This window comes from Alistipes sp. AM16-43, assembly GCF_003435745.1.
GTDB classification, from domain to species: domain Bacteria; phylum Bacteroidota; class Bacteroidia; order Bacteroidales; family Rikenellaceae; genus Alistipes; species Alistipes onderdonkii.
In genome coordinates this window covers 780004-792159 of sequence record NZ_QTUQ01000001.1, presented here as the reverse complement: position 1 = coordinate 792159, position 12156 = coordinate 780004, and the positions used below count along the sequence as shown (strand labels likewise).

The 12156-nt window shown below is 60.4% G+C and carries 9 protein-coding genes and 1 tRNA gene; 5 read left to right on the top strand and 5 right to left on the bottom strand.

The genetic code is table 11. The features are described 5' to 3' along the window. From DW189_RS14725 to DW189_RS03220, 5 genes are all read right to left on the bottom strand, one after another. Nucleotides 1–53, bottom strand: a 53-nt coding sequence (locus DW189_RS14725; protein WP_220398824.1) for a sugar phosphate nucleotidyltransferase, incomplete at its 3' end; no start/stop codon positions are given. Nucleotides 54–65: 12 nt separating this feature from the next. Further along, entirely contained in the window at nucleotides 66–1460 is a 1395-nt protein-coding gene (locus DW189_RS03235) for an undecaprenyl-phosphate glucose phosphotransferase (protein WP_117506842.1), read from the bottom strand. Nucleotides 1461–1533: 73 nt separating this feature from the next. After that, nucleotides 1534–2070 carry a UpxY family transcription antiterminator gene (locus tag DW189_RS03230; protein ID WP_117506869.1) on the bottom strand — a complete coding sequence of 179 codons (537 nt, stop codon included), beginning with the start codon at nucleotides 2068–2070 and terminating at the stop codon, nucleotides 1534–1536. 445 nt (nucleotides 2071–2515) lie between these two features. Beyond that, entirely contained in the window at nucleotides 2516–3589 is a 1074-nt protein-coding gene (locus tag DW189_RS03225; RefSeq protein WP_232045559.1) for a nucleotidyltransferase family protein, read from the bottom strand. A gap of 126 nt (nucleotides 3590–3715) precedes the next feature. Further along, a tRNA-Lys gene (locus DW189_RS03220) sits at nucleotides 3716–3788 on the bottom strand. Between the two features lie 131 nt (nucleotides 3789–3919). Here DW189_RS03220 and DW189_RS03215 point away from each other — a divergent pair. From DW189_RS03215 to DW189_RS03195, 5 genes are all read left to right on the top strand, one after another. After that, nucleotides 3920–5110 carry a saccharopine dehydrogenase family protein gene (locus DW189_RS03215; RefSeq protein WP_117506841.1) on the top strand — a complete coding sequence of 397 codons (1191 nt, stop codon included), beginning with the start codon at nucleotides 3920–3922 and terminating at the stop codon, nucleotides 5108–5110. Between the two features lie 170 nt (nucleotides 5111–5280). After that, nucleotides 5281–6399, top strand: a complete 1119-nt coding sequence (locus DW189_RS03210) for an OmpA family protein (RefSeq protein WP_162851432.1) — start codon at nucleotides 5281–5283, stop codon at nucleotides 6397–6399. Nucleotides 6400–6899: 500 nt separating this feature from the next. Further along, complete coding sequence (nspC, locus tag DW189_RS03205) at nucleotides 6900–8030, top strand: carboxynorspermidine decarboxylase (RefSeq protein ID WP_022333139.1); 1131 nt, start codon at nucleotides 6900–6902, stop codon at nucleotides 8028–8030. A gap of 19 nt (nucleotides 8031–8049) precedes the next feature. Next, nucleotides 8050–9342, top strand: coding sequence for a cysteate synthase (locus tag DW189_RS03200; protein ID WP_022333140.1), 1293 nt, complete (start codon nucleotides 8050–8052; stop codon nucleotides 9340–9342). 563 nt (nucleotides 9343–9905) lie between these two features. Next, the gene (locus tag DW189_RS03195; RefSeq protein ID WP_117506839.1) at nucleotides 9906–11888 is read left to right on the top strand and encodes a TonB-dependent receptor; all 1983 of its coding nucleotides are present in this window, start codon (nucleotides 9906–9908) and stop codon (nucleotides 11886–11888) included. Nucleotides 11889–12156: the final 268 nt, after the last annotated feature.

The following is a 12156-nucleotide window of genomic DNA, read 5'->3' as shown; positions in this document are numbered from 1 at the left end:
GTGATCGGGTACAACCGTGTTCCGCTGCCACCCGCCAAGATGATGCCTTTCATAGGTTTCTGAAATTAATATGCGTTCTCATCCTGCCGCAGGGCATTCCATACCGTCATGAAGATGATGCGGATGTCGAGCAGCAGCGACCAGTTTTCCAGGTACCAGATGTCGCGGCGTACGCGGCCTTCCATCTGGCTCAGGGAGTGGGTCTCGCCGCGGTATCCCGTCACCTGGGCCCATCCCGTGATGCCGGGTTTGATCAGGTGGCGAACCATATATTTATTGATGAGTTTCGAGTATTGCTCGGTGTGCTGGAGCATGTGCGGCCGCGGCCCCACGATGGACATGTCGCCCCTGAGCACGTTGATGAACTGGGGCAGCTCGTCGATGCTCGACCGGCGCAGGAAATCCCCGAACCGGGTCTTGCGCGGGTCGTCCCGGGTCGCCTGCACCCTGTCGGCATCGGCGTTGACGCGCATCGAACGGAATTTAATGCACCTGAACGTCTGGCCGTTCTCCCCGCTGCGCTCCTGCAGGAAGAGCACCGGGCCCCGCGAGGTCAGTTTGGTGCCTATGGCCACGAAAATATAGATGAAGGGGAACAGCGTGCAGAGGAACAGGCTCGATACGGTGACGTCGAATGCCCGTTTGATAAACCGGTTCGACGCCTGTCGCAACGGCTCCTCGCGGATGTAGAGGATCGGTACGTTGCCCAGCAGTTCGAGGTTCATCGTGCGCTTCATGTAGTTGCGCAGGTTGGGCACATAGAAGAAGCGGACGAAGTTGTTTTCGCAGAAATCCATGATCGGGAATATCTCTTCCGCGTAACGATCCGTCGAGAGGCAGCAGTACACTTCGTTTACCGGGTGTGCCTCCAGCCACGGCAGCGCCTCGTCCACGCTACCCAGGCAGGGGGTGTTGTCCGGCAGGGTGTGGTCGTCGTGGTTGCTGAAATAGCCGAGCACGCGGTAACCCGTGCTGGTGTTGTCGACCATTTCGTGGTATACCTCCACCGCATTGTCCTTGCTTCCGACGATGATCACGCGGCGGGCGTTGCGGCCGTGTCCGCGCGTGATCTTGACCACGATGCGGCAGGTGTAGCGCCACAGCATCAGCAGAATGGTGAGCACGATGTAGAACGTCCCCATCAGGTGCACCGGCAGCAGCCCGTAGCTCCATACGGTCTGGATGAGCACGAAGAACCCCAGGTGGCAGAGTACGACGTAGAATACGCGGCGGATGATCTCCTCGTAGGGGACGATCCGCGAGGAGAGGATCACGCCGAACCACGAGAGGCCCGGGATGAAACAGATGTTGAGACAGGCGAATATCTCCAGCGAGCGGGCGATACAGGCCGGTTGCGGATAGAGCGTGAGCGCCAGTATCCAGGACAGGTTCAGTAAGAATAGGTCTCCGATGATGACGGGAAGCTTTATGAGCAAAGACTCCCGCATGACTTGTTTCATAACCGAAAATTTAGAGGCGTTAATTTTCGAATTAACGGTACGCAGATTTACGTATGGGTGGGAAAGGGATTTGCTAATTTATTTTTTCGATATACCTCAGCGGCACGTAAGCCGTCAGTGCGGTGGCTATGTCCTTGATCGCCACGGCGACCTTGCTGTGCCCCTTGTGCCGGATGTAGCGGCCTTCGATCCCGGCGAACACCCCGCCGGTCACGCGGACGGCATCGCCTCCGGCTAGGTCGACGTCCTGCGGTGCCACGATCTCCACATGCTCGTTGCGTGTCGCCACGACCGCCATGAAATCCCGCATCTGGTTGTCCGGTATCACCGTCGGCGCCTTTGTCTCCCGATCCATGATGTAGCGGATCGGCAGGGTGGTGCTGGCCTTGATCTCCTTCAGGCGCAGGGCCGAAGTGCGGATGAACAGCAGATTGTGGATGAGCGGCTCCCAAACCTTGCGCGTCCGCTCCCCGTATGTCCGTCGGGCGAAGTGCATCGGGATATAGCTTTCCACGCCGATGCCGTCCAGATAGCCCTTTACGAGCATCTCGCGGCCGTAGGTGACGCGCAATGCATACCAGTATTGTCTGTTTTCCGGATTTTCAGCCATGGGCATACCCTGGGGACACCTCCGCAAGGGTGCGGTTGTCAATCGATGAAATAATTGTGTCGGAATACGACTCTTGTCTCATGTACATCCCTACGATAGGGCCTGTGCATTTTTTTCCTGTCGAACGCAAAGATACGAATTTTTCCCGCTCCGTCAACTCCGTTGCCATGCCGGGAGTAGGCTATTCCGCCCGCATAATAAACAATAAAGGACACAAAAAGGGCTGAATCTTCCAGTTTTGCGCCTCTTTATGTCCTTATTTCTTGCCGATATGCACTAAATAGCGTATACCTTGCGTTGTTTTACAATGCAAATATAGCTCTTTATTTTTAAATCCAAAATATCCGGCAAAGATTTTCCAAGACTGAGGCTATTCTTCCTCCTTTCGCAGCCAGCTTTCCCCGGGGCGGATTCGGCCGGGAATTCCGGCGCGGTCGGTCGGCGGCTACCTGAATACGGTGAATTTCTCGTTCCACTGGCCGCGCACCGTATCGTAATAATACCTCCATACGGGTGTCCGGAGCACTTTGCGCAGCCGCCAGCGGTTCCGGTACGGGCCGGACAGTTTGCGCAACAAGCGCGGCAGGGGCTTGTTCGGCATCGGCGACAGGGTGAGTACCTCCTCCATGAACCGTCCGAGCATCCCCGCTTCGCATTCCGGGCCCGGAACCTCCGCCCCGAGGTATTCCACGGCGGCGGCCGTCATCAGGTCAGCGAACCTGTCCATGCGGTAGTCCTCCATCGCCGTGCGGAACAGTGCATGGTCGATCTCGTCCCAATGCCGTGTCAGGAAACATGCCCAGTCGCAGAGGTGCCGCAGTACAATTCCTTCCTTCTGGAAATGCACGGCGGCATGGCGTATCAGGAATATGGCGTTGAACGTCGCCGGGGGTGCCTGTATGCCCGGCGCCAGGCCGTGCGTGCCCTCCTTCTCCAGCAACCGCACCAACACGGCGTTCAGCTCCCGCTCCGTCCTGTTGCGGCGCACGTTGAGTATTGTCCTGTGGTTTTCTATCAGCACCCCGTCCCAGACGTATTCCGAATGCTTGGGGACGTCGAAATAGAGGTGCGCCCCGATCTCATGCAGGATGCGGTCGCCCTTGTCCGACTCGCCGTAGAGGTAAATGTCGATGTCACCGCATTCCCGGTGCTCCGGGATGGGGTAATCGCGGCTCAGTCCGAGCCCTTTGAGCAGCAACATGCGGAGCCCCTCCTCGGAGAACCGCGCCGCGAGTTTTGAGGCCGTTTCCTGCTGGCGGCGGTACCTTTCTTCCAGTTTTTCGGCCGACAACGCCCAGCGGATGCGGGTTTCGCGCGGCGGTTGCTGTGCTGCGGGCAGGCGGCATATGCCGTCCCACACGACGGCGCTCAGCCCGTGGTCGGCGGCCATGCGGTAAATCCGCTCCCAGGATTCCGGCGAGACGGCGGTGTCGGCGGTATCGCTCACGGGGGCGGCCTGGAGGCCCGCTCCGCTGCGTATGAGCCGGAAGAAATAAAGGGTGTCCTTGTTTATTGGCATTGGAAGGTTTTTATCGTCCGATAGTGCCGCAAATATACGACAATCTTGCGAATAATCAATCATGCAGGGAATTGCGGCTTGCAGCCACGAAAAAACGGCCGCCTTGTTCAAGGCGGCCGTTCTCCGTGATCCCGCTGGGGCTCGAACCCAGGACCCCAACATTAAAAGTGTTGTGCTCTACCAGCTGAGCTACGGAATCTCCGTGTGCCAATCGGAAATTACTTTCCGTTTTGGTGGTGCAAATGTATAGAATATTTTTGTTTTACCAAAATAAAACGATATTTTTGTACTCGTTAATACGAAAAAATAAACTTTAAATCCACAATACCTATGTGTAGAGCGCTAATTATCGGTGCCGGAGGTGTCGGGACGGTCGTCACCCAGAAAATCGCAGCCAATCCCGTCTTTTCGGACGTGATGCTGGCCAGCCGAACCAAATCCAAATGCGATGCCGTTGCGGCGGCCATCGGCGGCAACCGTGTGAAGACCGCTCAGGTCGACGCCGACAATGTGCCGGAGCTCTGCGAGCTGTTCCGCGCGTTCAAACCCGACATCGTCGTCAACGTGGCGCTTCCTTACCAGGATCTGACCATCATGGACGCCTGCCTCGAATGCGGCTGCAATTACCTCGACACGGCCAACTACGAACCCAAGGACGAAGCCCATTTCGAATATTCGTGGCAGTGGGCCTACCAGGATCGTTTCAAGGCCGCCGGGCTCACGGCGATCCTCGGCTGCGGTTTCGACCCGGGCGTGACGGCCATCTTCACGGCCTATGCCGCCAAGCACCATTTCGACGAGATCCACTACCTCGACATCGTGGATTGCAACGCAGGCAACCACGGCATGGCTTTCGCCACGAACTTCAACCCCGAGATCAACATCCGCGAGGTGACGCAGAAAGGGCGTTATTTCGAGAACGGCGAGTGGGTTACCACCGAGCCGCATGAGATCCACCGTACGCTCAATTACCCGGGTATCGGCGAGCGCGAGTCGTATGTGATCTACCACGAGGAGCTCGAGTCGCTGGTTAAGAACTATCCGACCATTAAGCGTGCACGTTTCTGGATGACCTTCGGCCAGGAATACCTCACGCACCTGCGCGTCATCCAGAACATCGGCATGGCGCGTATCGACCCGATCATCTACAACGGCGTCGAGATCGTCCCGATCCAGTTCCTCAAGGCGGTGCTTCCCGATCCCAAGTCGTTGGGGGCCAATTACCACGGCCAGACCTCGATCGGCTGCCGTATCCGCGGCATCAAGGACGGCAAGGAGCGCACCTATTATATTTATAACAACTGCGACCACGAGCAGGCCTACCGGGAGACCGGGACGCAGGCCGTCAGCTTCACCACGGGCGTTCCCGCTGCCTTGGGCGCGTCGATGTGGGCCAAGGGGCTCTGGCGTGGCGCCGGTGTGTTCAATGTCGAGGAGTTCGATCCCGATCCGTTCCTGGCCGAGTTGGGCGAGCAGGGGCTGCCTTGGCACGAACTGTTCGACGTCGACATCGAGCTCTGATACGCAGGGCGGTAAATTCCCAAAAAGGGGAGCGGTTCATGGCTGCTCCCCTTTTCGGTCTTATAATGCCGCGTTTTCGGCCGCAGCGTTAAACTTGTGTCTTGTATTGTATTATATATGATACATTTTTATTATCTTTGGGCATCAATTAACCCATTTGAATAGATAGTATGAAAATGAAATGTATCCTATGTGCTGTCGCCGCACTTACGATGTGCTCGACGACCCTGTCCGCAGCTTCTGCGGAGGAAAAAGAGAAAGTGGAATTCAAACGCCATTGGTTCCTGCAGGTACAGGCGGGTGCCGCCTATACGCTCGGCGAAGTGGATTTCGGCAAGCTGGTATCTCCGGCCGCAGCGCTGTACGCCGGGCACCAGTTTTCGCCCGTATGGGGTATGCGCTTCGGCCTGAGCGGCTGGCAGAGCAAAGGCGCCTGGGTCTCTCCCGAGTCGGTCTACCAGTATAAATATTTGCAGGGCAACGTCGACGTGACGCTCGACCTGGCCAACCTGTTCGGCAAGTTCAACTACCGCCGCACGGTCAATCCCTACCTGTTCGCGGGTGTCGGTGTGAACGGGGCGTTCGACAACGGCGAGGCCAACGCCCTAAACGACCAGGGCTATGCGCTCCAGAACGTGTGGTCGGACAGCAAGGTCTTCGTGGCCGGGCGCCTGGGTCTGGGGGTCAATTTCCGCTTTTCGGACTGCGTGTCGTTCGGCGTGGAGCTGAATACCAACATGCTTTCCGATAAATACAACTCGAAGAAGGCCGGGAACCTCGACTGGCAGTTCAATGCGCTGGCGGGGTTCACGTTCCGCTTCGGCAAGAACTATAAGAAATCGCGCCCGGCAGTCGCCGCCGCGCCCGTAACCCCCGCCCGGACTACCGAACCCGCCCAAAAGGAGGAACCTGCCGTGCAGGAACCCGCTCCCGTGCAGGCTCCGGTGACGAAGGCCGCCGAGAAGCCGGCTGCCCTGCGTGAAAACATCTTCTTCCGCATCGGTTCGGCGCAGATCCGCACCTCCGAGCAGGAGAAGGTCGCAGCGCTTGTCGAGTACCTGAAGGCAAATCCTGCCGCCCGAATCGAGATCGTCGGTTATGCCGATGCCGCGACGGGGTCGCGGGCCATCAACCTGAAACTCTCGCAGCAGCGTGCCGCGGGCGTCGCAGCGGCATTGGAACAGGCCGGCATCGCTGCCGACCGCATCGCTGCCGAGGGCAGGGGCGACACCGTCCAGCCTTTCCCCGGGGTCGAACAGAACCGTGTGAGCATTTGCATCGCCCAATAAACAGGGTGGGGCAGTGTCCCTTGCGGCGGCAGATTTCCTGCCGCCGCTTTTTTTTGCCCTGCATTTCCGCCTCCGCCGCCTCTTTTCACGGTCTACGCCAGTGTCTTGCTGCCCGCCGCGCATGTCTGTCCTGTGTGTCGTTTTGCCGTTCGCGCGCCGGCCGTTTCTTGACCTCGTCCGCCGCGCTTGTCATCTCGCTGCCGCCGCTTCCCGGTTCCGGCAAGACAGAACACCGTTTCTGTGCCTTCCTGCCGCCATCGCGCCGGCCGTTTCTTGGCCCCGTCCGCCGCATTTCCCGCCTGTACTTCTGCCGTGTCTTTCAGCCGCAGGCCGCAAGACGGTAAGTATAAATACCTATTTCGCCGAAATTCCCCCGCGGGGCGTCATGGTTTAGCCGGTAATTTGCTATTTTTGCATCGTTTTGAGCGTCTCCGCCGTGCCGGGCAGCACCGTTTCCGGGCGGAGGGGACGAGGGATCGAATCCAATTGAAAACATTTCGATGATTGACTTCTTGAAGCTGCCTTCTCCATGCTACGTCCTCGACGAGACGTTGCTGGATCGCAATCTGGCCGTGATCGACCGCGTGCGCCGCGAGTCGGGCGCCGAAATTATCGTAGCCCTGAAGGCCTGCGCCATGTGGAGCATTTTCCCCGAGCTGGCACGCCATTCCGACGGTGCCACGGCGAGTTCCGCCGCCGAAGCGAGGCTTGTATTCGAGGAGTACGGCAAGCCTGCGCACACCTACGCTCCCGTCTATACCGACCGCAATATCGACGAGATACTCCGTTGCAGCGACCATATCACCTTCAACTCGGTCGCGCAGTTCGGGCGTTTCGGGCCGATGGCGCTGTTGCGCGGCATTTCGTGCGGCCTGCGCATCAACCCACAGTATTCGCCCGTGGAGACCGACCTTTATAACCCTTGTGTCCCCGGCTCGCGTCTCGGCGTTACGGCCGATGAACTGAACGATCTTCCCGCCGGGATCGACGGGCTGCACTTCCACGTGTTGTGCGAGTCGCGCCCGCACCACCTGAGGCTGGCGCTGGAAGCCGTCGAAAAGCATTTCGGGCAATATCTCGACCGGATCGGGTGGCTCAACATGGGCGGCGGGCACCTGATGACCCACGCCGAATACGACTGCGACGAGCTGATTGCCCTGCTGCGCGATTTCAAGTCCCGCCATCCCCGCCTGCGGCTGATCCTCGAACCGGGCAGCGCCTTCACCTGGAGGACGGGCTGCCTCGTCTCGACGGTCGAGGACATCGTCGAAAATGCCGGCGTGCATACGGCGATGCTCGACGTGTCGTTCGCCTGCCATATGCCCGATTGCCTCGAAATGCCCTATAAACCGGCCATCGTCGGGGCGCACGAACCCGCCGAAGGGGAGAAACGCTGGCGCATGGGCGGCACGAGCTGCCTTGCCGGCGACTACTGCGGCGACTGGGCCTTCGACCACGAACTGAAAGTCGGCGAGCGCATCGTCTTCGAAGATATGATCCACTATACGATGGTCAAGACCACGATGTTCAACGGCGTGGCGCACCCCTCGATCGTCATCGCCCGCCGCGACGGGCGCACGGACGTCATCCGCGAATTCGGCTACGAGGATTTCCGCAACCGCATGTCGTAAATTACACAAACGCATATAAATGAAAGATTTTACACCTACCTCCTACACGCTCGAATGTGTCGCTACGGGGCGTGAGTTCGAGGACACGGGCTGGATGCTCTCCGATCCGCAGTGCAAGACGCCCTCGCTCATCCGCGCGAAATATGCCCGCAGGCAGCTCGAAGTGAAACCCGCCGAATACGGTCTTTACCGGTTCTGCGACTGGATGCCCGTGCGGCGTATCCTCAAGGGCTCCTCGGCGCCCGTCACCTACAAAAGCAAGGGGCTTGCCGCCCACCTCGGGCTGGAAAACCTCTGGATCACGTTCAACGGCTACTATCCGGCCATCGGTGCCACGATGTCTACCTGTTCGTTCAAGGAGACCGAAGCCTATTCGGTCTGCGGGCGTGCCGCCGAACACGAGGATCGCGTCCTTGTGGTCGCCTCGGCGGGCAATACGGCCCGTGCCTTCGCCAAGGTGTGTTCCGACAACAATATCAAGCTGCTCCTGTCGGTGCCCTACGACAATATCGGGGCGCTGTGGTTCGAGCATCCGCTCGACCCCTGCGTGAAACTCATCTCGTGTGCGGCGGGCGGCGACTATTTCGACGCCATCCACCTGAGCGACCTCGCCCTCAAGGGCCCCGGGTTCTATGCCGAAGGCGGCGCGAAGAACATCGCCCGCCGCGACGGCATGGCCACGACGGTACTTTCGGCCGTGACGACCATCGGCCGCATCCCCGACTACTATTTCCAGGCCGTGGGCAGCGGTACGGGCGCCATTGCCGCTTGGGAGGCCAACATGCGCCTGATCGGGGACGGCCGCTTCGGGACGAATACCATGAAACTCATGGTGTCGCAGAATGCGCCGTTCGTGCCGATGTACGACGCATGGCAGGCCGATTCGCGCAAGATGCTGCCCTACGAGGACGACAAGGCGCGCCGCGATGCGGAGATCATCGACGCCAAGGTGCTCTCCAACCGCCGCCCGCCCTACGGCATCACCGGCGGGCTTTACGATGCGCTGAAAGCCACGGGCGGAGAGTTCTTCGTCTCGACGAACGCCATGGCGCGCAAGGCGCGCAAGCTTTTCCACGAACTGGAGGGCGTGGACATCTACTCTGCGGCGGGTGTCGCATTGGCTTCGCTCATCAATGCCGTCGCCGCGGGCAAGGTCGAAAAGGACGCCACCGTCATGCTTAACGTCACGGGCGGCGGTGAGGAGCATTTCAAGGAGGGCAAGGAGCTCTGGTACCTCAAGCCCAGCCATGTATTCCCGCTCGAACCCGACACGGACGACGTGGTCGCCAAAGTCGAGGCGCTCTTCAACTGATCCCCGATACGATCCGGCTCCGGCCGGATCTTTTTTCGGGCCGTCGCGTCCCGGATGCCGCCCCGCGGCAAGGGGGCGGCAGCTCCGTACTTTGGCCCCGTTTCCCGTTCGCTGCCTCGCCCGTTTCACGGCGCCGGCGCGAGTCCCGCTCTGCCCTCCGGCGCAGTCCTGTATTCCGAGTGCGCTGTCTTTGCTGTCGTCCTGCCTGCTTCCTTGCCTGTTCCACGGTGCCTGCGCGAGTCCTGGTCTGCCCCGGTATAGTCCTGTATTCCGAGTGCCCTGTCTTGCCCGCCTTCAATCCGCTTCCCTGCCCGTTTCACGACGCTTGCGTGTGTTCCTGTACGTTTCCCTGCCCCGATCCTGTATTCCGGGCGGGACACTGTCCCTGTCCGCTGCCTGCCGCATGTGCCGGTGCATTTTCCGGTGCCGGGAAAGAAAACGGCCGCAAAGGCCGGAATACTGCCGGAAACTATTATCTTTGCAGCGGTTTCCGGAGGGCGGCGCGCAGCCGGGCCTCTCACCGGGAGCTCCGATTTTTTTATTATTAACCCAACAAATTCAAGATGAAAAACATCCGAACCAAGCAGACTCCCTGCTTCAGGCGTTGGAGCCGCAAGGGCTGGGCAGCCTTTGCGAGCCTGCACCGCCATGTAACCATCGGAGTCCTCGCCGTGACGATGTCGATCCTCTTGCTCGCGACGCAACATGCGTCTGCGCACGATGCCGATACGGCCGCCGTCCTCAAAACGCTGAGGATCGACGAGGTCGGCATTTCGGGCAGCCAGTCTGCCCCGACGCGCAGCGTACAGTCGCAAACCCCGCTTTTCGACCGGAAAGCACAGGCCGCAGCGCCCGTCCAGACCCTGGAGTCCGCCCTGCGCCTCGCACCTTCGGTCGATATCCGCGAACGCGGGGGCAAGGGCATGCAGGCCGACATCTTCATCCGTGGGGGCTCTTTCGACCAGACCATGGTACTTCTCAACGGCATCGACTTCACCGATGCCCGCACCGGGCACCAGTCCCATTCGCTGCCCGTCGACATCGACTGCATTTCGGCCGTCGATCTGTTGGACGGCGTGCCGGGCGTCGGGGCCTTTGCCGGGGCGGTGAATATCCGCACGGCGCCCCTGAAACCCACCTACCTGCGTTTCGAGGGCGCCGGCGGCCAGCACGGCTACGCCTATGCGAACCTTTCGGGCGCCGTGACTTCGGGCCGTTTCTCGCTGCTCGCCGCCGGTTCCTACCGTCGCAGCGACGGCTACCGCCACAATACCGACTTCGCCAATTACAACGCTTTCGTGCGTGCGACCTACGAGGCTCCACGCGCCGGGTTCTTCGACCTGCAGGCCGGTTACCAGAACCGCACGTTCGGTTCCAACGGCTTCTATGCGGCCTATAACCCCGACCAGTGGGAGGCGACCTCCACGGCATTGGCGTCGCTGCGCTGGTTGAAACAGGCCGGGCGCTTCTCGTTCGGCGCTTCGGCGAGCTACCGCAAGAATTTCGACCGTTACGACTGGACGCGCGGCACGGCGATGAACCGCCACAATACCGACAACGTCGGTGCCCGGCTGTGGGCGGATTACGACTGGCGGGCGGGTACGACCTCGCTCGGCGGCGATTATGCCTTCAACCACATTTACAGCACCAATCTCGGCGAAGCGCTCTCCCGGCCGCACGGCCGCTATACGCACGCCAAGGCGCGCAGTACGGGCAACCTCTGGCTGCGCCATGCCAAACAGTGGCGGCGGTTCGACCTCGCGGCTTCTGCGGGCATCAGCCTCACGCCCTACGGCACTTCGGCGCTGTGGAGCCTCTCGGGCGGCTATACGCCCGCCGCGGGGCTGCACCTCGGCATCGGGGCGTTCCAGTCGATGCGCCTGCCGACCTTCACCGACCTTTACTATACTTCCCCGGCACAGATCAACAACCTTGACCTGACGCCGGAAAGGGCTGTCACTTATCTGTTTGATGCCGGTTATGTGAAGAATAGCTGGAGGTTGTCGCTGCAGACCTACTACCGTGCCGGCCGCGACATCATCGACTGGGTGTGGCGTGAGGATATGGGCGACAAGTGGCACTCCGAGCAGACCAGCCGCCTCGACACCTACGGCATTGAGCTTTCGGGCGGTTATACGGTCGCCGACGGCTTTCTGCGCCGCGTGACGCTTTCCTACGGTTATATTACTACTGACCGCAACAGCGACATCATCGCCAAGGGGGCGATGGATTACATGCGCCACAAGGCGGCGCTGGCCGTCGAGGTGCATTTCCTGCGCCGCATGTCGCTGGCACTCACGGCGTCGGTCTACGACCGCAACGGCAGCTACACGCACTATCCCGTGCCGGGCGACCCGTCCCTCTCCGAGGTGCGCGATTACGAGCCTTATTTTCTGCTCGACGGCCGCCTCCAGTGGGAGAAAGGCATCTGCCGGCTTTATGTCGATGCGACGAACATCACCGATTCCCGCTACTGCGACCTGGGCGGCATCCCGCTGCCCGGGGCGTGGGTCACGGCGGGCGTGGCGCTGACCATCGGCCGCTGATACGCTCCCTTCCGGCTGCATTCCGGCCCGTCGCCTCGCGCGGCGGGCTTTTTTTTGCCGGTTGGCCGCCAGCCGTGCGCAGCGTTTCTTCGGGCTTCTCGCCGGACGGGCAGCGGTTTCGGGAGGGTATTCCGGTTTACTTCCTGTGGCTATGGGCTTTTCTGCGGCGGGGCTGCCGCTCGCCCCGAGTGACAGGCAATATCCGTTGCCTTATCCCGCTGCCTGCTTGCGCGGCCGGCTTTTTTTTGAGGCTCCGGCCGCCAGCCGT